General features: G+C 66.2%; 26 protein-coding genes. 15 read left to right on the top strand and 11 right to left on the bottom strand.

Going from position 1 to position 21,259, the window contains the following annotated elements; translation table 11 throughout:
• Window positions 1–39 precede the first annotated feature (39 nt).
• The gene (locus QZ332_RS01690) at window positions 40–522 is read left to right on the top strand and encodes a hypothetical protein (protein ID WP_295761540.1); all 483 of its coding nucleotides are present in this window, start codon (window positions 40–42) and stop codon (window positions 520–522) included.
• A gap of 309 nt (window positions 523–831) precedes the next feature.
• On the opposite strand, the gene QZ332_RS01685 is transcribed toward QZ332_RS01690, so the two are convergent.
• The 6 genes from QZ332_RS01685 to QZ332_RS01660 form a co-directional block, all read right to left on the bottom strand.
• On the bottom strand, window positions 832–1,716 hold the full coding sequence (locus QZ332_RS01685) for a hypothetical protein (protein WP_295761531.1): 885 nt from the start codon (window positions 1,714–1,716) through the stop codon (window positions 832–834).
• Window positions 1,717–1,810: 94 nt separating this feature from the next.
• Window positions 1,811–2,092, bottom strand: coding sequence for a barstar family protein (locus QZ332_RS01680; RefSeq protein WP_295761526.1), 282 nt, complete (start codon window positions 2,090–2,092; stop codon window positions 1,811–1,813).
• Window positions 2,085–2,675 (bottom strand): ribonuclease domain-containing protein, encoded by a 591-nt coding sequence (locus tag QZ332_RS01675; RefSeq protein ID WP_295761523.1) that lies wholly within the window; start codon window positions 2,673–2,675, stop codon window positions 2,085–2,087. Before QZ332_RS01675 ends, QZ332_RS01680 begins: the two co-directional genes overlap by 8 nt.
• Before the next feature lie 95 nt (window positions 2,676–2,770).
• Window positions 2,771–4,471, bottom strand: coding sequence for a glycosyl hydrolase family 18 protein (locus QZ332_RS01670; protein WP_295761520.1), 1,701 nt, complete (start codon window positions 4,469–4,471; stop codon window positions 2,771–2,773).
• 173 nt (window positions 4,472–4,644) lie between these two features.
• A complete protein-coding gene (locus QZ332_RS01665; RefSeq protein ID WP_295761518.1) occupies window positions 4,645–5,454 on the bottom strand; it encodes a mechanosensitive ion channel family protein in 810 nt (269 codons plus the stop codon).
• Window positions 5,455–5,476: 22 nt separating this feature from the next.
• Window positions 5,477–6,643: a phosphoglycerate dehydrogenase gene (locus QZ332_RS01660; protein ID WP_295761516.1), complete on the bottom strand. Its 1,167-nt coding sequence runs from the start codon at window positions 6,641–6,643 to the stop codon at window positions 5,477–5,479.
• Window positions 6,644–6,905: 262 nt separating this feature from the next.
• Between QZ332_RS01660 and QZ332_RS01655 the strand changes: the two genes are divergently transcribed.
• The 3 genes from QZ332_RS01655 (at window position 6,906) to QZ332_RS01645 (ending at window position 8,301) form a co-directional block, all read left to right on the top strand.
• Window positions 6,906–7,283, top strand: a complete 378-nt coding sequence (locus tag QZ332_RS01655) for a hypothetical protein (RefSeq protein ID WP_295761513.1) — start codon at window positions 6,906–6,908, stop codon at window positions 7,281–7,283.
• 123 nt (window positions 7,284–7,406) lie between these two features.
• Entirely contained in the window at window positions 7,407–8,066 is a 660-nt protein-coding gene (locus QZ332_RS01650) for a MerR family transcriptional regulator (protein ID WP_295761509.1), read from the top strand.
• Window positions 8,050–8,301 (top strand): hypothetical protein, encoded by a 252-nt coding sequence (locus QZ332_RS01645; protein ID WP_295761506.1) that lies wholly within the window; start codon window positions 8,050–8,052, stop codon window positions 8,299–8,301. The genes QZ332_RS01650 and QZ332_RS01645 overlap by 17 nt, the downstream gene beginning before the upstream one ends.
• Before the next feature lie 78 nt (window positions 8,302–8,379).
• Here QZ332_RS01645 and QZ332_RS01640 read toward each other — a convergent pair whose 3' ends face one another.
• Complete coding sequence (locus QZ332_RS01640) at window positions 8,380–9,111, bottom strand: PilZ domain-containing protein (protein ID WP_295761503.1); 732 nt, start codon at window positions 9,109–9,111, stop codon at window positions 8,380–8,382.
• Between the two features lie 183 nt (window positions 9,112–9,294).
• Between QZ332_RS01640 and QZ332_RS01635 the strand changes: the two genes are divergently transcribed.
• The 4 genes from QZ332_RS01635 (at window position 9,295) to QZ332_RS01620 (ending at window position 10,813) form a co-directional block, all read left to right on the top strand.
• Entirely contained in the window at window positions 9,295–9,558 is a 264-nt protein-coding gene (locus QZ332_RS01635) for a hypothetical protein (RefSeq protein ID WP_295761500.1), read from the top strand.
• Window positions 9,539–9,850 carry a YbjQ family protein gene (locus QZ332_RS01630; RefSeq protein WP_295761497.1) on the top strand — a complete coding sequence of 104 codons (312 nt, stop codon included), beginning with the start codon at window positions 9,539–9,541 and terminating at the stop codon, window positions 9,848–9,850. Before QZ332_RS01635 ends, QZ332_RS01630 begins: the two co-directional genes overlap by 20 nt.
• Window positions 9,850–10,587 (top strand): MBL fold metallo-hydrolase, encoded by a 738-nt coding sequence (locus QZ332_RS01625; protein ID WP_295761494.1) that lies wholly within the window; start codon window positions 9,850–9,852, stop codon window positions 10,585–10,587. The genes QZ332_RS01630 and QZ332_RS01625 overlap by 1 nt, the downstream gene beginning before the upstream one ends.
• A 70-nt stretch (window positions 10,588–10,657) precedes the next feature.
• The gene (locus QZ332_RS01620; RefSeq protein WP_295761491.1) at window positions 10,658–10,813 is read left to right on the top strand and encodes a hypothetical protein; all 156 of its coding nucleotides are present in this window, start codon (window positions 10,658–10,660) and stop codon (window positions 10,811–10,813) included.
• A gap of 46 nt (window positions 10,814–10,859) precedes the next feature.
• On the opposite strand, the gene cdd is transcribed toward QZ332_RS01620, so the two are convergent.
• The 3 genes from cdd to spoVAE all read right to left on the bottom strand — a co-directional run bounded on the left by cdd (window position 10,860) and on the right by spoVAE (window position 13,090).
• On the bottom strand, window positions 10,860–11,261 hold the full coding sequence (gene cdd, locus QZ332_RS01615; RefSeq protein ID WP_295761488.1) for a cytidine deaminase: 402 nt from the start codon (window positions 11,259–11,261) through the stop codon (window positions 10,860–10,862).
• A gap of 15 nt (window positions 11,262–11,276) precedes the next feature.
• The gene (locus QZ332_RS01610) at window positions 11,277–12,554 is read right to left on the bottom strand and encodes a polysaccharide deacetylase family protein (protein ID WP_295761486.1); all 1,278 of its coding nucleotides are present in this window, start codon (window positions 12,552–12,554) and stop codon (window positions 11,277–11,279) included.
• 179 nt (window positions 12,555–12,733) lie between these two features.
• A complete protein-coding gene (gene spoVAE, locus QZ332_RS01605; RefSeq protein ID WP_295761483.1) occupies window positions 12,734–13,090 on the bottom strand; it encodes a stage V sporulation protein AE in 357 nt (118 codons plus the stop codon).
• A gap of 136 nt (window positions 13,091–13,226) precedes the next feature.
• On the opposite strand from spoVAE, the gene QZ332_RS01600 reads away from it, so the two are divergent.
• From QZ332_RS01600 to QZ332_RS01585, 4 genes are all read left to right on the top strand, one after another.
• Window positions 13,227–13,793, top strand: a complete 567-nt coding sequence (locus tag QZ332_RS01600; protein ID WP_295761481.1) for a hypothetical protein — start codon at window positions 13,227–13,229, stop codon at window positions 13,791–13,793.
• Window positions 13,794–14,249: 456 nt separating this feature from the next.
• Window positions 14,250–14,411: a hypothetical protein gene (locus tag QZ332_RS01595; protein ID WP_295761478.1), complete on the top strand. Its 162-nt coding sequence runs from the start codon at window positions 14,250–14,252 to the stop codon at window positions 14,409–14,411.
• Window positions 14,412–14,582: 171 nt separating this feature from the next.
• Complete coding sequence (locus QZ332_RS01590; protein WP_295761475.1) at window positions 14,583–15,599, top strand: glycosyltransferase family 2 protein; 1,017 nt, start codon at window positions 14,583–14,585, stop codon at window positions 15,597–15,599.
• Window positions 15,600–15,618: 19 nt separating this feature from the next.
• The gene (locus QZ332_RS01585) at window positions 15,619–17,139 is read left to right on the top strand and encodes an O-antigen ligase (protein WP_295761472.1); all 1,521 of its coding nucleotides are present in this window, start codon (window positions 15,619–15,621) and stop codon (window positions 17,137–17,139) included.
• 176 nt (window positions 17,140–17,315) lie between these two features.
• On the opposite strand, the gene QZ332_RS01580 is transcribed toward QZ332_RS01585, so the two are convergent.
• Window positions 17,316–17,993: a TIGR00266 family protein gene (locus QZ332_RS01580; RefSeq protein ID WP_295761469.1), complete on the bottom strand. Its 678-nt coding sequence runs from the start codon at window positions 17,991–17,993 to the stop codon at window positions 17,316–17,318.
• Window positions 17,994–18,180: 187 nt separating this feature from the next.
• Between QZ332_RS01580 and spoVAD the strand changes: the two genes are divergently transcribed.
• The 3 genes from spoVAD to QZ332_RS01565 all read left to right on the top strand — a co-directional run bounded on the left by spoVAD (window position 18,181) and on the right by QZ332_RS01565 (window position 21,199).
• Window positions 18,181–19,197 carry a stage V sporulation protein AD gene (gene spoVAD / locus QZ332_RS01575; protein WP_295761466.1) on the top strand — a complete coding sequence of 339 codons (1,017 nt, stop codon included), beginning with the start codon at window positions 18,181–18,183 and terminating at the stop codon, window positions 19,195–19,197.
• Between the two features lie 158 nt (window positions 19,198–19,355).
• Window positions 19,356–19,805: a MarR family winged helix-turn-helix transcriptional regulator gene (locus QZ332_RS01570; protein ID WP_295761463.1), complete on the top strand. Its 450-nt coding sequence runs from the start codon at window positions 19,356–19,358 to the stop codon at window positions 19,803–19,805.
• 59 nt (window positions 19,806–19,864) lie between these two features.
• A complete protein-coding gene (locus QZ332_RS01565; protein WP_295761459.1) occupies window positions 19,865–21,199 on the top strand; it encodes an MATE family efflux transporter in 1,335 nt (444 codons plus the stop codon).
• Window positions 21,200–21,259 lie beyond the last annotated feature (60 nt).

The raw sequence follows: 21,259 nt of genomic DNA, 5'->3' as shown, positions 1-21,259 counted from the left end.
GAGAACCCTGAAAATACATACATCACCTGGGAAGACAGGATGAAGCCGCGCATCGATCTGGACGACGGCATCACCCGGGAAGAGCATCAGTCCCTGGCTTCCCGCTGGGATGAGATGATATCCCTGGCGGAGGAGATCATCTGGCGGAACTATCTGGACCCTAACAGTGGGGACATCATGTCCCAGGTGGGCTCCTTCCCCGATATCCGATCCCTCACCGGGAATTACTACGTGGGGGATGTATCCTATGGCTATGTCTATCGGGATAAAAAACACCGGCCCTACCACATCAAGGAGGGCCGGCTGCGCCATAAGCACCACAACGGAAAGGAATGGATATCGGAATGGCTCCCTCTGGACAGCCCGGAGATCACCCGGTATTACCAGATCCTCCTCTCGCTCCACCTCACCGGCGATGAGAGCGGGAAAGAAGAGGATTATATGGGTCTGGACCTGGAGGCGGAATTTTTAAAACTGGACGATCCCATAGAATTTGAGATACTCTCCCATGACGTGATTTAATTTGTCGGCCATATTTTATCGTCCTCTCCCATGACACCTTCCCCGAAAGCGTCATAGTGGGACATATAGTACGAAAAGGGCAAGGCGGACCATTTGTGGCTCACCTTGTCCTTAACTCCTTTATGAAGCGCTGCCCTTCCCGAGTCCCTCTCGTTTTTCTCTTCCTTCCCATCGATGCAGATCCCGCTGCTTTTCGACGCTCCGGGCAGGCGGCGCATATATGCCGCCTGCCGAAACCATGTAACGGCCCAGGGCCCGCCGGGAAGGGCTCACGCCGCGGGAGGGTCCAGGGAGGGGCGGCCTCCCGGCTCACTGCACGGGCCCGATGATGGTCCCGTCGTCCTCTCCCGCCTGGATACTGCTGCCGATCCGCAGCAGCAAAAAGCCCATCATGACCGCCGCGCCCCCGGCGTAGAGCAGCAGGGAGGAGGGGTAGGCGCTGCCGTCCGCCAGGGAGGCCACGCACAGCACCACCGCCGCCCCGGCGTACAGGGCGAAGCGCCGGGTCTGCCCCGCCTGGAAGGCGAAGGAGCTGAGCCGGTAGAACGCCAGCGTCAGGAACACCAGGGCCAGCAGCTCCACATAGTACATGGACAGCGACGGGTTCACGGAGTCGATCCGGTAGGTCAGCACCAGCCGCACCACCAGCGCCGCCACAGGCAGCAGGGTGATGGCGGCGGGGGCCCGGTGGGCGGGCCTCCCTGTCCGGCGGCGGCAGCCCGCCAGCACCGGGAGCAGGCTCACGGCGGCGGCCACGGCCAGGACGCCCATCAGGAGCTGTCCCCGGAGGGAGTAGCCCAGCCCGCCGGCCCGGAGGATGCCGTAGATCGCGTGCTGGGGCGAGACGATCCCGGCGGGGAGCAGCTGGAGCCCCTCCGCCAGGTCCGCCAGACCGCTGAGGGCGATGAGGAGCACGCCGCAGACCGGCAGGACCAGGGGCCCCGAGCCGGCGGCGGAGAAGTCCTTCGGCAGGGCGGGACCGGGCTCGTCCTCGGCGGGGAGGAGCCGGGCCGTCAAAAACAAGGCGATCCCCAGGCCCGCCAGCAGGGCGGCGAGGGCCAGGGTGGCCAGGGCGCCGGGGATGGGGAGGCCGGTATCCGGCTCGTAGCCGGTGCGGTTTTGCAGCAGCCGCAGCACGCAGGCGGCGGCGCCGCCCAGCGCCGCGGTCAGGGGGAGGGCGTAACGTCTGTTCATAGTCTCAACGCGTCCTTTCGGGAGTCGGTCCGCGGGCAGCGCCCGTTCGCTCGGTACCCCTTAGTATAGCACAGGGAGGCGGCGCTGAAAAGGATCAATTTTCCGTCCCGTCCTCCAGCAGCGCCACGCGGCCCCCCTCCTCCGCTGCCCGCCGGAGGAGGCGGACCAGCGCCCCGCCCCGGGGGCCCAGCCGTTCCTCCAGGGCCTCCCGGTGGAGGAGGCGGACGGTCACGTCCTCCCGCAGATCCGTCAGGCAGTCGAAAAGGGCGTCCAGGTTCCCGCCGTAATAGTCCGGCAGATCCAGCGCCCGGGCGAACCGCGCATGGACCTCCTCCATGGCGGTCAGTTCCCGCCCGTCCAACACGATCTCAGCCATCGCCCTCGTCTCCATACAGCAGCTCGAAGGACTCGTAGTGGTCCCCGGTGTAATAGACGAGGCCGTCGTTGGAGAAGACGATGCGCTTCGCGCCCCGGCTCTTGGCCCCCAGGGTGTCGATGTCGCACTCGGTCCAGCGCCGTCCCTCCGCGTCGGGGAGCAGGCCCTCGTAATTCCCGAACCGGCTCCCGCCGATGCACATCCCCGGGGCGTAGGGCTCCAGATCGCCGCCGGGCCAGCCCAGGTCCTGGGCCTCCTTCTTCGTGATGAAGTTGTCGGGCAGACGGCCGTATAGATGGATGTAGAGGGCGACGTCGTCCTTGGTGGTGTAGGTCCCGTCCTCCGGCAGGGGCGCGGGCTCCGCCTCCTCCCGGCTGTCCGGTCCGGCATCCGGCTCCGCCTCCTCCGGCGGGGCTTCCTCCGGAGCTCCCGAGTCTTCCGGGGCCGCGGCCAGGAGGTCCGTCTGCTCCTCCGTCCCGGCGGGGGGCACGTCCGCGGGCCCGGTCAGGAGGTCCGCCGGGCCGCAGCCCGTGAGGCAGATCAGCAGCAATGCGGCCAGCAGGCCGCTGAGCCAACGTTTCATATCGATCACCCTTTCTGTTGATGGGAACAGTATAACAGGACGGGCAAAAAGAGGCAAGGGCGAAAACCCTTGCCTCTTTGCCCGTCCTCCCGCTCTCAGGCGTCCTCCAGCAGCTTGCAGAACCGCTCCAGCAGCACGGCGGTCTGCCCCCGCGTCGCGCGGCCCTGGGGCAGGAGATCGCCTTCCTTCGTCCCCTGCAGGATGCCCGCCTGCAGGGCCCAGCTCATGGGCTCACGGGCGTAGGCGCTGACGTCCCCGGCATCCCGATACCCCTGCAGGGAGGCCCGTCCCTCGCTGTCCGCCCCCGCCAGCTTGGCGTACCGCCAGAGGATGGCGGCCAGCTGCTGGCGGCTCACGGGCTGGCCGGGCCGGAAGGTCCCGTCGGAGAAGCCCTCCACGATGCCCTGCCGGGCGGCCCAGGCGATGGCCTGGCTGTAATAGGCCGAGGCCGGGACGTCGCGGAAGGAGGAGCCGCCGGCGGGAGGCTCTCCCGCCAGCCGGTGGAGGATGGCGGCGGTCTGGCCCCGCGTCACGGGGCCGCCGGGGGAGAACGCCCCGCCGCCGGTGCCGTTCATCAGCCCGGCGGCGCTGACCCACTCCACGGCGGAGGCGTACCAGGCGTCCGGAGGCACGTCCCGGAAGCTCCCGCCGCCCCAGGCGTCGCAGGCGCTTTGGATGAGGTCCCCGCCGGTGTCCTGGGACAGCTCCCAGAAGCCGATGCCGCCAAGGCCCCGCTGGCGGGCCAGCGCCGCTTTGGCGGCGCTGGAGGTCTCGTCGTCATAGGAGAGGAAGCGGCGCTCCCCATAGAGATAGGGGACCTGGGCCTCCTGGTGGCGGAACCGGCGGTAGGCGGGATCGGACAGATACTCGCTCTCCACCCGGTCCCAGGGGACGGACCGCGCGCCGGTGAACCCGCTGAAAAGCCCGCTGTCCCGGCCGGACACGTCCTGGTATATGTACCCGTACAGCGGCATCCCCAGCACCAGCTTCTCCGCCGGGACGCCCCGGCCCAGCCAGGCGGAGATCCCGCCGTCCACGCTGCCGCGGCAGCGGGCCGGGTCCCCGGAGGGCGCACAGAGGGGCGCGTTGAAGCCCGTGTGCGGGTCCCAAGGCCCATGCAGGTCGTAGGCCATGAGGAAGACATGGTCCACGATCTCGGCCACGGCCTGGGGCTCGATGCAGTTGAGATAGCTGCCGTCCGCCGCCCCGGCGATGGAGAGGACGTAGTCCTTCCCGTCCTGCCGCCCCTGCCGGTCCAGGGCTTCGCGGACGGCTTTCAGCAGCAGGGTGAAGTTCCGCCGGTCCTGCGGGCGGTGGATCACGCCGGGGGCCCCGCCGGAGACCGGATACTCCCAGTCCAGGTCCACGCCGTCCAGTCCGTGCCCGGTCAGCAGGTCCACGCAGCTCTGCGCGAAGACCTCCCGGCTGGAGGCCGAGGCCGCCGCGTCGGAGAAGTAGGTGGACTCGTCCCAGCCTCCCACGGAGAGGACGATCTTCAGTCCGGCGTGCTCTTCCCGCAGGGCGGTGAGGCCCCGGAGGGTCTCCCCGTCCCGCGCCGGATCGGCGAGGGCCAGCCGTCCGTCCTCGATCCCGGCGAAGGCGTAGTTGATCTGGGTGAACCGCTCCGCCGGGATGTCCCGCGGTCCATATCCCTGCCCGGAGGCCCAGGCGGCGTAATAGCCCACCACGGCCCCGCCCGTCCCGGCCCCGGCGGCGGAGGCCCGGTCAGGGCCCGCCAGCGGCAGCAGGAGGAGGGACAGCAGTATCAGCAGCGTCAGGCGGCGGGTCTTCCACATAGCGTCAAACTCCTTTGGATGGATCTCGTTCCATTTTAACGCAGGGGCCCCGCCGGGGCAACGGACAAGTCCTGGGAGCGCAGGAGGGTCCTTCCAGGGAAAAAGCAGGCGGCGCTCACGCGCCGCCGCCTGCCGAAAAGGCGGACCGCCGCCCTGTAAGGGCGGCGGTATCCTCATTTTTCCATGATACGGACGTCCAGCTTGTTGTAGGGGATCTCCACCCCCGCCTGGACGAACTCCCGCCTCAGCCCCTCCGCCAAGGCGAACTGCGCGGCCCAGAAATCCTCCGTCAGCGCCCAGCAGTAGACGGTGTAATCGATGCCGCTGTCCCCGAAGGCGGTGAGGTACACCGCCGGGGACGGGTCCGTCAAAATGTGCTCCGCGGCCCCCACGGCCCGGAGGCAGGCGGCTTTCACCGTCTCTGTGGGCGCGTCGTAGGAGGCGGTCATCTTCCAGGCGATGCGGCGGCGGCCCAGGACGGTGTAGTTCGTCACCTTGGAGGCCGCCAGCTCCTTATTGGGCAGGAGGGCCGTCAGGCCGTCGGGGGTGGTCAGCTTCGTGTGGTTCAGGCTGATCTCCTCCACCGTGCCCGACACGCCGCCGGACTCGATGAAGTCCCCGATGGCGAAGGGATGGGAGGACAAGATCACCAGCCCCCCGGCCACGTTGCCCAGGATGTCCTCCGCCGCCAGGGTGATGCCCAAAGATCCCACGGAGAGCAGCGCCACCAGGGAGCTCATGTTCACTCCCAGGCTCCCGGCAGTGAAGACCACCGCCAGGGTGTACAGCAGCAGCTTCACCCCCATCAGGATATAGCGCCGGATGCGCTCTTCCAGCTTCGTCCGGCTCAGGAGGCGGCGGGTCAGCTTCAGCAGCAGCTTCACCGCCAGCAGGCACACCAGCAGCGTCACCAGCGCCGCCAGGATGTCCTCCAGCGCGATCTTCCCGGCGAACCGCTCCAGGGCCCCGTTCAGGTCGAACACAGCCGTACCTCCCCCTTCCCGCTCAGTCGATCGCCCGGACCCGGATGACGTTGGCCAGGGCCTTCAGATCCGCGATGACGGCGGGCTCCACCCGTGTGCCCAGGTCCACCAGCGTATAGGCGTAGTCGCCCTTGGATTTGTTGCTCAGGTTCTCCACGTTCACGCCGTCCCGGCTCAGCAGGGCGGTGATGTTGGCCAGCATGGCGGGGATGTTCTTGTGGATCACGCACAGCCGCTGGGCCCCGCTCCGCTCCAGGTACACGTCCGGGAAGTTGACGGAGTTCTTGATGTTCCCGTTCTCCAGATAGTCCCGCAGCTCCTCCGCCGCCATGACGGCGCAGTTCTGCTCGCTCTCCGGGGTGGAGGCCCCCAGGTGGGGCATGGCGATGACGTGGGGCGCGGCCACCAGCTCGTTGGTGGGGAAGTCCGTGACATAGGCGGTGAGCTGGCCCGCGTCCAGCGCGGCCAGCAGGGCGCCGTCGTCCACGATGCCGCCCCGGGCCAGGTTGATGAGGCGCGCGCCGGGCTTCATGGCGGCGAAGGCGTCCGCGCCGATCATGTGGCGGGTCTTCTCGTTGAAGTGGATGTGGGCGGTGATATAATCCGCCTTTTTATAAAGCTCGTTCACGTCCTGGACCACATGGACATGGCGGTCCAGCCGCAGCGCGGCGTCCACGGAGAGGAAGGGATCGTAGCCATAGACGTCCATGCCCAGATCCAGGGCGACATTGGCGACCAGGGAGCCGATGGCCCCCAGGCCGATGACGCCCAGGGCCTTCCGGTAGAGCTCCGGGCCCACGAAGGCGGACTTGCCCTTCTCCACCACGTCCTCCACCTCCCGGCCGGAGGACGCCTGCTCCTTCACCCAGCGCACCGCGCCGGTGACGTCGCGGGAGGAGATCAGCATGGCGCAAAGGACCAGCTCCTTCACGGCGTTGGCGTTGGCGCCGGGGGTGGAGAAGACGGCCACGCCCTTCTCCGAGCAGCGGCCCAGCGGGATGTTGTTCACGCCCACGCCCGCCCGGGCGATGGCCATCAGGCTCTCCGGGAAGGCGTAGTCCAGCAGGTCCGCGGAACGGACCAGGATGCCCTCCTCCGCCGCCACGGCCTCCCCCACCTCATACCGGGCGGGGTCCAGGCGGGCCAGCCCCGCGGGGTCGATCTTGTTGAACGTTTTGATACGGTACATAAAAAACCTCCATTGGAAGCGATCGTCGATCTCAAGGGGAGGCCCGCAGGGGCGGGCTCCCCGCGGCCGGCCGGGGACGTCTCCCCGGCTGCCTGGGAACGCCCGCAGGAACGGGCTTTCCGGTACTCTAGTATAGCCTCCTTCCCTGTCCGAGGCAAGTGGCATTTCCACAGTATTTTCCCCGATCGGCGCTTTTGTCATGGAGTTTTCATGAAAAATGGTGTATACTGGGACCGTTCAAATCTTTCAGGAGGTTTTCGATATGCCCCTCTTCACACCCAGGCCCCTCTCCAAGTCCCATCCCCTGGACGATCCCGCCGCGGACTACAAGACCGCCCGCCGGGCGGAGCAGTACCGGATCAGCGGCCAGGCGGTCTATCTCCCCGCCTTCCCCGGCACGCAGTACCTCTCCTTCCGGTCCCTCACCAGGGCCCTGACCCGGAACACCAGCCTCCCCCTCACCGGCTGCTGCGGCAAGGCCCTGCCTGTGACGCGGCTGCGGCTGTACTACGACGGGGAGTTTTACCAGGACCTCACGTTCGAGAAGCTGGCCAACGCCAACCGGGTGCTGGACGACATCGCCGCCGCCTGCCCGGGGCTCCCGGTGGAGCGGGAGGAGCGGACGCCCTCCGCGGTCTGAGCGGCCGCGGGCGCCGGGGAGGGGAGCCCCTCCCCCGGCGTTCCTCCGTTTTTTTCGAGGATCTGAACATTTCCTCTTGACCTTCCCCCTGCTGGAAGGTATATCATACCCTCAGAGATCGAGGTGAGAGGCTTGAAGATCAACGAGGTAGAGGCCCTGGTGGGCATCACACGGAAGAACATCCGCTTCTATGAATCCGAGGGGCTGCTGGCCCCCCGTCGCAACAGCGAGAACGGCTATCGGGACTACGGCGACGGCGAGGTCAAGGTCCTCCTCCAGATCAAGCTGCTGCGGAAGCTCGGCGTGCCCCTGGAGGAGATCCGGAGGATGCAGAGCGGCATCCACACCGTGGGCGACGGTATGCGCCGCCACCTGGTCTCCCTGGAGCGGGACCGGGACAACCTGGACCAGGCCATCCGCCTCTGCGCGGGCCTGACGGACCGGCAGGAGCGTTTGGGCGACCTGGACGCCGGGAGCCTCCTGGCGGAGATGGAGGCCATGGAGCAAAGCGGCGCGACCTTCCAGGACAAGCAGAAGCGGGACATCCGCATCCGCTATGTGGCCCCGGTGTTCATCACGGTGCTGATGGTGCTGCTGATGGGCGCCTTCGCCGGGCTGCTGCTGTGGCTCACCGCCCTGGGCGCGGAGGACGCGCCCCCGGCGCTGATGCTGGCGGTGCTCACGCTGGTCCCCCTGGTGGTCATCGGGGGCGTCGTGCTGGCCCTCATCCAGCGGATACGAGAGATCGGGAGAGGAGAGATCGACGATGCGAAAAACTACTAAGAAGAAGATCGCCCCCATCGTCATCACGGTGGGCGTGGTGCTGTATATGATCCCACTCGTGGTCCTGGCCCTCATGGCCCTGGCCGGCGTCTGGAAGGAGAGCTTCGCCGCGGTCCCCTTCCTGCTGCTCTACCTCCTCCTGGGCGGCGCGGTGATCTTCGGGGTCCTCCGGGCCCTGCTCCAGCGCCTGGACGAGATCGACGGCGGCGAGGAAGAGGAGGCCAGCCGGTACTGACCGGCGGGCGAAAAAAGCGGCGGGACGCCTTATCGAAAGCGTCCCGCCGGGGAAAGCTGTATTGTATGAGGGGGCCGCTCACCAATGCCCCGTCTCGGACCGGCTGTGCTCCCGCCGGTTCCCCAGCTGGAGGTTGAAGAGCATCTTGGTCAGGGCCTCGACCTCCTCTTTCTTCAGCTGGGCGAAGAGGATGCCGCAGCGGAAGCCGTCCTTCCCGCAGTCCACCACCCGGATGACCTCGCCCACGAAGTCCATGGCCACGTAATCCTCCAGCTTGACCCGCAGGCGCAGCACCTCGCCCTCCCCATGGAGGTACTCCGAGACGATGCAGCACCCGCCGGTGCTGATGTCCACCAGGGTGCACTGCTCCGGGCGCTCGAAGCGCTCGTCGTTGACGTAGCAGATGGAGATCGGCGCGTTCACCGCCAGGCGGAAGGCGTCCCGCTGGTTCTCCCGGACCTCCGGCGCCAGGTCCTTCAGCCGCATCAGGATGCGGCTGGACTCCACCACGGTGGCCCGCAGGTAGAACTGCACCATCCGGTTGTCACAGCCCCGGACGAAGACGGTGCTGCCCGGCTCGCAGATCTTGAAGGACAGCCCGCCGGGATGACGGCCCATGGCGATCTCCCGCCCCTTGCGCTCGGTGATGAGTCCGGTGTTCAGCACCTGGCCGCCCTCGTCCAAGATCTCGATGGGCATCTCCCTGCACAGGTCAGGGAGCTCCGGTCCCGGCTCTTCCGCCGGTATCACGGAGGTCAGATCGATATCTTCATAATCCTGGTCCCGGTTCAAAAAAGAAAAGATACCCATATCGCACCACCTGTATCATGAATTTTATGGCCCTCATCGTCGTGACGGCCCCCTTGGAGACCGCCGCTGTTTTGGGCCATTATACCATAAACGTTCTCCCACCGCAAGCCCTTCCCCATTTTTACGGAGGAGCCAAAAGCTGGGCCCTCCGCCACATCCGACCCCTAAGAGGAGGCGACCCTTATGACAGGCGAGACCGCATCCCGGAGGCGGCGCCAGCGGCGTCAGGCCGTGCTGAGCGTGACGTCCTTCGCCCTGTTCCAGACGGCCTGCGCGGCCTTCTTCGCCGCGCTGTGCTCCATCCCGGACCTGCCCAGGTGGGCATCCTGGCTCTTCGCGGCCCTGGCGGGCCTTTGCGGACTGCTGGTCATCCCCGCCCTGGTGGTGTTATATCAACGTTTCAAAGAGATCGAAGGAGGAGAATCTGATGCTGCTGCTGAATATTGATCATGTGCCCGGACGGGAGATCGAGGCCCTGGGGATCGTGAAGGGGACCGTGGTCCAGTCCAAGAACTTCGGGAAGGATTTCATGGCCGGCATGAAGACCCTGGTGGGCGGCGAGATCGTGGGCTACACCGAGATGCTGAACGAGGCCCGGCAGATCGCCACGAAGCGCATGGTGGACGAGGCCCAGGCCCTGGGGGCCGACGCCGTGGTCAACGTGCGCTACGGCTCGTCGTCCGTCATGCAGGGGGCCGCCGAGGTGGTGGCCTATGGTACGGCCGTGAAGCTGAAGTGATGCGAGTCACCTTCCTGGACCACAGCGGCTTCCTGGTAGAGACGGATCCCGTCTCACTGCTGTTCGACTGGTGGAAAGGGGAACTCCCGGCGCTGAGGCCGGGAGTCCCCCTGTACGTCTTTGCCAGCCACCGGCACGAGGACCACTTCAAGCCGGAGATCTTCGCCCTGGACAGATGGAAGGACGAGGTCCTGGACGACGGGAACCGGGATGTCTATTTCCTCCTGGGCAAGGGCATCTCCCTGGACCTCCCCCACCGCCGGCGCTGGGGCATTTCCCCGGTGACGGCGGGGAAGGCCCGGGTGCGTCAGGGCGGTCAGACCCTTTCCCTGCCCCAGGCGGAGATCGAGACCCTGTCCTCTACCGACGAGGGCGTCGCCTTCCTGGTGACACTGCCGGACGGACGGACCGTCTTCCACGCCGGGGACCTGAACTGGTGGCACTGGGAGGGGGAGGACAAGGGCTGGAACCGGAACATGGAGGTCAACTTCAAAAAGTACGCAGAGCCCCTCCGCGGACGAAAGATCGACCTGGCCATGCTGCCGCTGGACCCCCGGCTGGGGGAGGCGGGCTTTTGGGGGCCGGCGTACCTCCTCGAAACGGCGGATATCCGGCGCTTCCTGCCCATGCACCAGTGGGGGGACTTCGGTTTCACCAGGAAATTCCTGGAAAAGTATCCCGCCTTTACAGACCGCACCGTGCCGGTGGAGCGGACCGGACAGGTCTTCGAGTTCTGACAAGGAAGAGCCCTGTCCATCTGCCCGGCATGACAAAAAACCGTATCCCATCATGAGGAGGATATGCCCTATGTACGCAGTCGGGATCGTCGGATCGGTCTTCCTTCTCTTGGGGATCTTCCTGCTGACCCGGCACGCGGACAGCCCGATGCTCATCGCCGGCCTGCTCTGCGTTTTGATCGGCATCGTGCTGGCCAGGATCAGCCGGGCGAACCGGAGGAGATAGGCCCTGCCTGCAAACAGGCGCCCCGCCTTTTCGGCGGGGCGCTCCTTCATCCCTCTTTCAGCAGGTACTCCGGGCCGAAGCCGTGGGGCAGCAGCTCCCGCAAGGGCAGGGCCAGCTCCTCCCCCTTGCCGTTGAGGCTGATGACCTCCATGTCCGGGGCGAACTCATAGAGCACCTGGCGGCAGACGGCGCAGGGGACGCAGTAGTCCTCGCACTTCCCCGCCACGGCGATGCGGACGAAGTCCCGGTGCCCCTCGCTGACGGCCTTGCCCACGGCCACCCGCTCGGCGCAGAGGGTGGGGGAATAGGCGGCGTTCTCGATGTTGCAGCCGGTGAACACGCTCCCGTCGGCGCACTCCAATGCCGCGCCCACGGGGAAATGGGAATAGGGGATGTACGCCCGGTCCATCATGGCAATGGCCGCGGCTTTCAGCTCTTCTCTGGTCATAGCGGCGCTCCTTTCTCACTCCTCCGTCCAGGATATCTCGCGCTGGGGACGCACGTCCACGTCCATGATATCCTTCGCGTCGTAAAATTGCAGGTATCGGTCCCTCGAATGGCGGAGCGTCGTCCCGTCCGGGTGGAGGCGGTCGCAGATCACCGCGCAGATGTCCTTCTTGATGAAGCTGAAGCTCTCCACCCCTACGGAGCAGAACACCCGGAAGCCCTTGCTATGTAGGTACTGGAACGCCGGGCCGGTCTGGGTCCAGTCGTTGCCGTCGGGACGCTCGCCGTGGGGGTAGAACAAAACGGCGGTCTCCCCCACCAGGCTCCCCACCTCGTCCAGCCAGCGCTGGGTGTCCGCCTCGATCTTCGTCATGTTCCCGCTGCCCAGGCGGATGTGGCCCCAGGTGTGGCTGCCGAAGGTCCAGCCGGTGCGGCGAAGCTCCTCGATGATGGGCTGGACGGCCTCCCGCTCCTTTTGGCGGACGGCCTCCTTGGCGTCGTCCCACTCCTTGGTGTCCGTCTGGGTGCGGTAGCCCAGGATGCCCTCGTAGCCCGTCAGGCTCAGGCACCCCTTGGCCCCGAAGGGGGAGAAGTCCGGGTGTTCTTCCACAAACTTGTCCAGGATCGGGATGGCGTCCAGGTCCCGGCTGACCACCTCGCTGCCCTGGGGGTCCTTCCCCCAGGAGGCGATCTTCAGGTCCTCGCCGATCACCAGCTTATAGGTCATGCCGTTCTCCAGCATATAGGGGTAATAGTTCGTATCGTCGTAGCTGAGGACCAGCGGCTTCTTGCCCTCGGGGAGGTAGAGGGTGTTGCGGACCATCTCCGGCTGGCCATCCTCCCCCTCCGTCTCGCTCCAGACGCTGTTGATGTCCACCAGGACGTAGCCCTTGTCGTAAACGCTCTGGAGGATCTTTTTGTACTCGTCCGCCGTGACCATGAAGTCGTCCAGGCCGTCGGCCTGGGCGTCGCCGTCGAAGGCCAGCTCCGGATAGGCGATCACCGGGTGGAAGAACAGGTGCTCCACGATCCCCGTCCAGGGGACATAGCCCTCCCTCTCCTCCGTGGGATCGCCGATCTCATAGGGCTCCTGGACCGGGGCCGGAGGGGGCTCCGGCTCCTGGACCTCCGGCTCCTCCGGAGGGGGCTCCTCCACAGGGGCCGCGGGGGCCCCGCAGCCGGACAGCAGGGACAGCAGCAGCAGCAAACTCAGCAAACGGCGCATGGCGTCGGGTTCCTTTCTGTCGATGAAGATCTTGGCGCGGCCCTGGGGCCGCTGAACGTTCCTCCGCATTTTCTTAAGGAGTGCTCTTGGTCTCCAGTATAGCACACCCCACGGGGAAATGGGTTACAGTTTCGTGACAGATTTGCACGGCCTGCCGAAAAGGCTTTTCGGCAGGCCGTGCAAGTTTTCAGGACTTTCAAAAAAGTCCTGAAAACTTTTTTATCGAAAACGAAAGGGACCCTCCCGGGTCAGCGCTTGCTGCTGGGCTTGAACACCGCCGCCATCACCGCGCCGAAGAACACCGCCGCGGCCACGCCGCCCGCCGCCGCCGTCAGGCCGCCCGTCAGGACCCCCAGCCAGCCGTCCACGTCTACCGCCCGGCGCACGCCTTTCGCCAGCAGATGCCCGAAGCCCGTCAAGGGCACCGTCGCTCCCGCGCCGCCCCACTGCGCCAGCGGCTCATACAGTCCCACCGCACTCAGGATCACCCCCGCCACCACGTAGCCCGTCAGGATCCGTGCCGGGGTCAGCTGGGTCTTGTCGATGAAGATCTGTCCGATGGCGCACAGCACCCCGCCGCAGAGGAACGCGTTCAAATATTCCATATAAGGACCTCCTTTTTCGGATAGGTTTTCCTGTCCCGGAGATCCTTATGCACGCGCATGTGCAACTCCCCCTCCCCGGCGGTCCTCTCATATCTCCCCGGTACAGATCATTCTTTAAATCATGGAGGGACCACGTATGAAAGAGACCCAAACCTACAAACTCAACCAATGGGAGCTCACCGACCTCATCCGCATGGACGACTTCAACGCCGACAACGCCAAGCTGGACGCCGCCCTCGCCGCCCTCAGCGGCCGGGTCGACGCCGCCGGCGACAACAGCGCGCTGGCCTCCAAGCTGGGCCGGACCGAGGTCCTCATGGAGGATACATCCTCCGATGCCATTAACTGGATGAGCGTCAGCGACTATGTCGACAGCTGGAACGACTGGGACATGTACGGCATCCTTTTCGTGCCCGACCTCTCTCAGTGCAGCGGGGACGACGGCGTCTATCTCGAACTCATGGGCCCCAAAGCCTCCGACACGCGGATACGGACCGACCTGTCCCTGGGGCCCTTCCTGGCGCTCCTCTTCCCGTGGCACAGCGAAGACCGCATCGTCCAGGGCGTGATCCTCGGCCCGGGCCCGACCGTGCTGCGGGCCGACCTCCCCTTCAAGAAGATCTCGAAGATCGGCATCGGCCTGAAGACTTCTCAGAGCCACCTGTTCTCCGGTACTCACCTCACGCTTTTCGGCCTTCGGTGACAGGGGCCCCGGGGATGCCGGGGACGGGGATCTCCAAGGAGCGGCGCAGCCTCCCGGCTGCGCCGCTCCAGCTTTTCAAAGCCGTCTTCCCGACAGGCCGGCCAAGTCCCCAGGGCTTCAAAAATCCTAGATCTTTTTGATCCGTATGGTGCCGGAGGCCCTCCCCGGATCCCCCGCACATGCCCTTCCCGCCGTTTCGCTCCCCCGTGTTTCTCGATAGGCCGGGGGGCTGCCGGACTGCCGGGGAAGCATGGGAGCATCCCGGGCGGACCGGACCGCCGCCGCCAAAAAACGGGGCCTTCCCCCCAAGTCCGCCGCCCCTCTCCCCGATCCCTCCAAATTTTTCGATTTTCAGGAGCGCTCGACAAATTCAGACAAGTTATTCCCAGAATGTTGTGTATGATACCCATAGGACCCGGCTACATTTTGTGTTCTTAAAAGAAAGGAAGTTCTGCCATGACCGTGATCCCTAAAGAATATCTGCTGTTGTTCAACGCCGTCACCGACGCGGAGCAGACCTTGGCCCAGCTGAGGGAGACCCTGCTCCAAGCCCAGCGGCAGGCAGAGGAGCTTTTCCTGGAAGAGCCCGGCGGGGAAGATCCGTCCTCCGAGCCTTGACAGACTTTGATAAGGCTGCGGGAAAAGGCGTTGACCTCCTGGTAAAAATGGGGTACAATGGCCTATATCCCGGCAGCCGGCGCGATAGCCGGGACCCTTCCCGCGGGGAGGGTCCCTTCGTTCGTCCCCCGCTGCCCTTTTGATGAGCGCCCCGGCGCGTGGAGGTCCATCATGCCCAGTATTTCTGTCATCGTCCCTGTCTATCAGGCGGAGAAGCTCCTGCACCGGTGCTTCGAGAGCGTGTCCCGCCAGACCTTCCCCGACTGGGAGCTGCTCCTGGTGGACGACGGCTCCACCGACGGCTCCGGCGCCCTGTGCGACCGGTTCGCCGCCAAGGACGGCCGGGTCCGCGTCTTCCACCGCAAGAAGAACCAGGGCGTCAGCGAGGCCCGGAACCTGGGGATCAACGAGGCCAAGGGGGACTATATCGCCTTCCTGGACGCCGACGACTGCTTCGAGTTCCATGCCCTGGAGACCCTCTGGCACCTCCGGGAGGAGAGCGGCGCGGACACCGCCGGCTGCGCCCACACGAACCTGTTCCCCGACGGCTCCTCCGCTCCCGAGCTCCTGCTCCCCAGCGGGATCTATCCGCAGGAGGGCATCCGGGAGCATATCGTCTATCCCCTCCTGGGGGACAGGCTCCAGCCCCCGATCTTCAACGGCTTCATCTGGCGCTACCTCTTTTCCGCCAGCATCCTCCGTTCCTGCCGCATCTCCTTCGAGGGCGCTTATCTGGAAGATGAGCTGTTCCTGATGGAGTACTTCTGCAACAGCCGCAAGCTGGCGGTGACGGACGTGCCCCTATACCGCTATTTCCTCAACCCTGATTCCGCGACCCACAAGTACATGAAGGACTTCTCCCAGGTCTTCAGCCGCTTCATGGAGCGCAAGGAGGCCCTGGTGGAGAAGTACGGCCTGGGGCCCGCCCGGCCCCAGTGGCGGGAGAGCTCCAACTGGGCGGGACTGCTCATCGCCGTGGGCAACGAGTACGCCAGGGACAACCCGAAGTCCATCCGCCAGCGGCAGAAGGCCGTCAAGGAGTTCTGCCGCCGCCCGGAGATGGAGCAGGCCATCCGGGCGCTGGCCCCTGCGGGCCTCAGCCCCAACAAGCAGATGGTGGCCAACTTGGTCCGGGGGAAGCACTTCTTCACGCTCACCCAGCTCTACCGCCTGAAAAACCGCATCTGACCATGAAACGAGGAACGCCATGACTCTGCTGAACGAAAGCCGTCTCTATCAGCTCCTGCTCCTGCTCCGGGCCGTCTATCTGGACAGCGGGCTCCACCGGCTGGTCCTCCGGCTGGGGGCCTGGTGCGATCTGCAGATCGGCGGCAGCGCCGTCCTCCGGCCCTTGCGCCGGGAGGGGGCCGTGGCCCGCTCCTGGCCGGACAGCCTGGCCTGCCGGATACTGGTCTGGACGGTGGATCTGCCGGGGCGCTTATTGCGCAGGCTCTGCCTCCTCCTGGAGGGCGTCTTCATGGACAGCGCCTTCGCCCGCCTGGCCTTCCGCCTGGGGGACGAGACCGCCGTGGCCGAGAGCTGGCTCATCCTGCTCTTATGGACCATCCCTTACGAGCGCTGGAACAACGCGTACACCCTCATGGCCTTCCTGGCCCTCCTGGTCCTGTTCCACGCCGGGGCCATGGGCCGGGACGGGCGGCACCTGGACGTGACGCGCATCGGCTTCTTCCCCGTCCTGTTCTTCGGGGCCGTGGTCCTGAGCGCGGCCTCCTCCCTGACCCGGGACGCCTCCGTCCGCTTCCTGGTCTACCACATCTCCGCCGCCCTCTGCGTGCTGGTCACTGTCAGCGCCCTGCGTTCCATAGACGATCTCAAGCGCCTGGCGGCGTCCGCCTCCGTCTGCGTGGCGGTCACCTCTTCCTACGGCGTGTTCCAGCGGATCCAGGGCATCGAGGTCAACCCCTTCATCGTGGACCTGGAGCTGGACCTGAACGCCGGGATGCCCGGCCGCATCTACTCCATCTTCGACAACTCCAACGCCTTCGCCGAGGTTCTGATCCTGCTGCTGCCGCTGACGCTGGCGCTGGCGCTTTGTTCCTCGCGCCGCCTGCTCCGGCTCCTCGCCGCCGGGATCTTCTGCCTGGGCGTCACCGCCCTGGGGATGACCTATTCCCGGGCGAGCTGGATCGGCTTCGCCTGCGCCATGATCGTGATGATCCTGCTCCTGGCCCCAAGGCTGCTGCCGCTTTTCCTGGTGCTGTGCTGCCTGGCGGTGCCCTTCCTGCCCAGCAGCATCTGGAACCGCATCCTGACCATCGGCGACCTGTCGGACTCCTCGACGGCCAGCCGCTTCCCGCTCTATCGGGCCGCCCTGCGGACCATCCAGGCCCGGCCCCTGTCCGGCGCGGGCTTAGGCTCCGCCGCCCTGCAGCGGTATGTGAAGCTCCACCGCCTTTACCGCGCGCCCGCCCCCTTCGTCCACACCCACAGCATCTATCTCCAGGTCTGGGCGGAGATGGGCATCCTGGGCGTCACCGGCCTGGTGGGGTCCCTCCTGTGGGGCATCAAGCGGGCGGCCCATGCCGTCCGGCACTGCGGCTCCCCCGCCGCCAGGGCCGTCACCGCCGCCGCCTGCGCCGCCCTCTGCGGGGCCATGGTCTGCGGGACGGCGGACTATCTGTGGAGCTATCCCCGCGTGATGTGCATCTTCTGGTTCGTCTTCGCCGTCGCCGTGGGCGGGGCGAAGCTGTGCGGGGAGAGCGCTTGAGCCCCTCCGCCCGCCTGTCTGAGGTCAAAACGAGAGGGACCCTTCCTGGGTCCCTCTCGTAGCTCTCTCCCTCCCCGCCGGTGAAGTCTCTTGCTCTTTTGAAACTCCGAAAGGCCCCGCCGTCTCCGGACGGCGGGGCCTTCCCCTGCTAGACCCAGATCCCTATGGACCGCTCCTCAGCTCTTGCTGGGCAGGACGGAGGCGATGGACCCCGCGAAGGCGCTCAGGGGCATGGTCTGCAGGACCACCTTCCCCGGCCCGGTGACCACGGTGTTGAACATCCCCTCGCCGCCGAAAAGCACGTTCTTCACGCCCTTCACGGACTGGATGTCGATGGAGCAGGTCTCGTCCATCATCGCCAGGTTCCCGGTGTCCACGATCATCTGCTGCCCGGGGGCCAGTTCGTACTCCACGGCGGAGCCGTCGATCTCCACGAAGGCGGTGCCCCGGCCGGAGATCTTCTGCATGATGAAGCCCTCGCCGCCGAAGAAGCCCGCGCCCACCTTCTTCTGGAAGAACACGGACAGTTCCACCCCCTGCTCGGAGGCCAGGAACGCGGATTTCTGGCACACGACGGACCTGCCCGGGCCGACCTCGATGGCCCGGATGGCCCCGGGGAAGCTGGAGGCGAAGGCGATCATGCCCGGGCCGCCCTTGGCGGTGTAGAAGTTCTGGAACATGGACTCGCCGGAGAACATCCGGCCGAAGGCCTTGCCGAAGCCCCCTGCGGAGGTCTGCATCTCCACGTTGGGGCTCATCCACACCATGGAGCCCTTCTCCGTGATCATGGTCTCCCCGGCGTTCAGGCTGCAGATGACGACGGGCATGGGCTCGCCCTTGATCTCATAGTTCATAGCGTCTCTCTCCTTTTCTGTTTAGCCCTTCCGGCCTCTTTTGGCCTCTCGATTATAGCAGGCCGTCCGCTCCCCCGCAAGGCCGGCGGCGCAAAAGGGCACCTTTTGCCAGGCGCCCCTCCCGCGCATAAACCCCGCCGCCCCGGGCATCCTACGGGGAGAACTACATCCACTAAGGAGGCGCGCTATGAACGACAAACGGATCGGGCGGCGGACCATCGCCCTGGAGCATCCCCCCTCCGTGATCTCCTACGCCAACATCGGCGGCAAGCTGGAGGGCGAGGGTCCCCTGCGGGAGCACTTCGACGAGCTGGAACAGGACTCCTTCTTCGGCGAGAAGACCTGGGAGAAGGCGGAGTCCGTCATGCAGAAGCGGGTCCTCCAGAGGGCCCTGGACCAGATCAAGCTGAAGCCCGCCGACCTGGATTATATCTTCGCCGGGGACCTGCTGAACCAGTGCATCGGCTCCTCGTTCAGCCTGCGGGAGTTCGGCGTGCCCTTCTACGGGCTTTACGGAGCCTGCTCCACCATGGGCGAATCCCTGTCCCTGGCGGCGATGCTCATCGACGGCGGCTTCGCCGAGAAGGCCGCCGCCATGACCTCCTCCCACTTCTGCACGGCGGAGCGGCAGTACCGGATGCCCGTGCCCTACGGCAACCAGCGGACCCCCACCGCCCAGTGGACCGCCACCGCCGCCGGGTGCACCATCCTGGCGTCCGACGGGCCCGGGCCCTATGTCACCCAGATCACCTGCGGGAAGATCGTGGACAAAGGCATCGCCGACGCCAACAACATGGGCGCGGCCATGGCCCCGGCGGCTTACGACACCCTGTCCGCCTTCTTCCAGGACACCGGCACCAAGCCCCAGGATTACGACCTGGTGGTCACCGGCGACCTTGGGGAGCTGGGCCACGCCATCGTCCGGGACTTCTTCTCCAGGGACGGCATCGATATGGGGGACCGCTTCCAGGACTGCGGGCTGCTGCTCTACGACCGGGAGAAGCAGGACATGCACGCCGGAGGCTCCGGCTGCGGCTGTTCCGCCTCGGTGCTGAACGGCTATCTCCTCTCCGGGATGCGGCAGGGGAAGTGGCGGAAGATCGTCTTCGCCCCCACCGGGGCCCTGCTGTCCCCCACCTCCAGCTTCCAGGGGGAGTCCATCCCCTCCATCTGCCACGCGCTGTGCATCTCCACGGAGAAATAAGCGGAAGCCCGGGGGCAAAGTCCCCGGGCCTCCTTGTCCATATCGCCCAACGCCCGGCCCCCGCATCCTTGTGGAGATCGCCCACTTGACTTTGGTACGAAATCAGACTATAATGACCTTCACAAGTCCGATCTCATACGATAGAGGAGGCTGTGTCTATGGATAACTACGCATTGTTCCAGGACTATCTCCAGCTCGACCATCAGATCGATGAGTTCTACCACACCCTTGCCCAGCGCGTGGGCCTGTCGGACAGCGCCCTCTGGGTGCTGTGGAGCCTGATGGAGCTGGGGGAGGGCTGCACCCAGACCGACATCTGCCGCCAGTTCTTCCTGACCAAGCAGACCGTCCACTCCTCGGTCCGGAAGCTGGAGCGGGACGGCCTCCTCGCGCTCCGTCCCAGAGAGGGCCGGGAGGTCTCCCTGTCCCTCACCGGCCGGGGCCGGGAGCTGGTCCGGAGGAGCGTCCTCCCCGTCATGGAGGCGGAGCGGACCGCCGCCCGGGGCCTGACGGAGGAGGAGTGGCGCACCATCATCGGCCTGTCCCGGAAATGGCTCTCCCTCTTCCGGGAGGCCGCGGCCTCCATCCCCCGGTCCCCGAAAGGCTGAGACCGCCGGAGATCCGGCGGTCTCTGATACGCTTTGCTATACAAAGAAAGGAACCCCCTATGCAGATCCATCTATCCGAGCACTTTACTTATACCAAGCTCCTGCGCTTCACCTTCCCGACGGTGGTGATGCTGATCTTCACCTCCATCTACGGCGTGGTGGACGGCGTGTTCGTCTCCAACTTCGCGGGGAAGACCGCCTTCGCGGCGGTGAACCTCATCATGCCCGCCCTGATGATCTTCGCCACGGTGGGCTTCATGCTGGGCACCGGCGGCAGCGCCGTCGTGGCCCGCACCATGGGCGAGGGGGACCTGCCGAAGGCCCGGCGGTACTTCTCCCTCATCGTCTACACCGGCGTCGCCGCCGGCGCCCTTTTGACCGTCCTGGGGCTCTTGGTCATGGAGCCCCTCTGCGCCGCCCTGGGGGCGGACGGCGAGATGCTGCCCCTGGCCGTACGGTATGGGCGCATCCTCTCCCTGGCCCTGGTGCCCTTCATCCTGCAAAACATGTTCCAGAGCTTCCTGGTCGCGGCGGAGCGGCCCAAACTGGGGCTGGGGCTCACCGTGGCGGCGGGCCTGACCAATATGATCGGCGACTATCTGCTGGTGGGCGTCCTGCCCTGGGGCGTGGCCGGGGCGGCGGCCGCCACGGTGGCCAGCTCCCTCGTCGGCGGCGTGGTGCCGCTGGTGTACTTCCTGCTGCCCAACAAGACCCCCCTGCGGCTGACGAAGGCCAGGATCGAGGGCCGCGTCCTGGTCCAGACCTGCTCCAACGGCTCCTCGGAGATGATGAGCAACCTCTCCACGTCCCTTGTGAGCATCCTGTACAACTTCCAGCTCATGCACCTCATCGGCGAGGACGGCGTAGCGGCCTTCGGGGTCATCATGTATGTGAACTTCATCTTCATCGGCGTTTTCATGGGCTACTCCATCGGCGCGGGGCCGGTCATCAGCTATCACTATGGCGCGGGGGACGGCCGGGAGCTGAAAAGCCTGCTGCGCAAGAGCCTTGTGATGATGCTGGTCTGCTGCGCGGGGCTGACCGCCGCCGCCGTGGCCCTGGCGGGACCGCTGTCCCGCGTCTTCGTGGGCTATGACGCGGAGCTGCTGGCCCTCACCGTCCGGGGCTTCCGGCTGTATGCCCTGTCCTTCCTGGCCATGGGGTTCAACATCTTCGGTTCCGCCTTCTTCACCGCTCTGAGCAACGGGCCGATCTCCGCCGCCATCGCCTTCCTGCGGACCCTGCTGTTCCAGACGGCGGCGATCTTCGTCCTGCCCCTCTTCCTGGCGCTGGACGGCATCTGGCTGGCGGTGACGGCGGCGGAGCTGCTGACCCTGGCCGTCACGGGGGCCTTCCTGCTCTCCCAGAGGAAGCGGTACGGCTACGGCGGCTGAGCCCCGCTCGAAGGCCCGCGGGATGCCCGGCGGCGAGGGGCCTCCCCGCCGGTCGGGGCC

It is taken from the genome of uncultured Oscillibacter sp., from assembly GCF_910584465.1.
Lineage (GTDB): Bacteria > Bacillota > Clostridia > Oscillospirales > Oscillospiraceae > Oscillibacter.
Note: the sequence above shows the minus strand (reverse complement) of the source record. Positions and strands in the feature narration are given on the sequence as shown.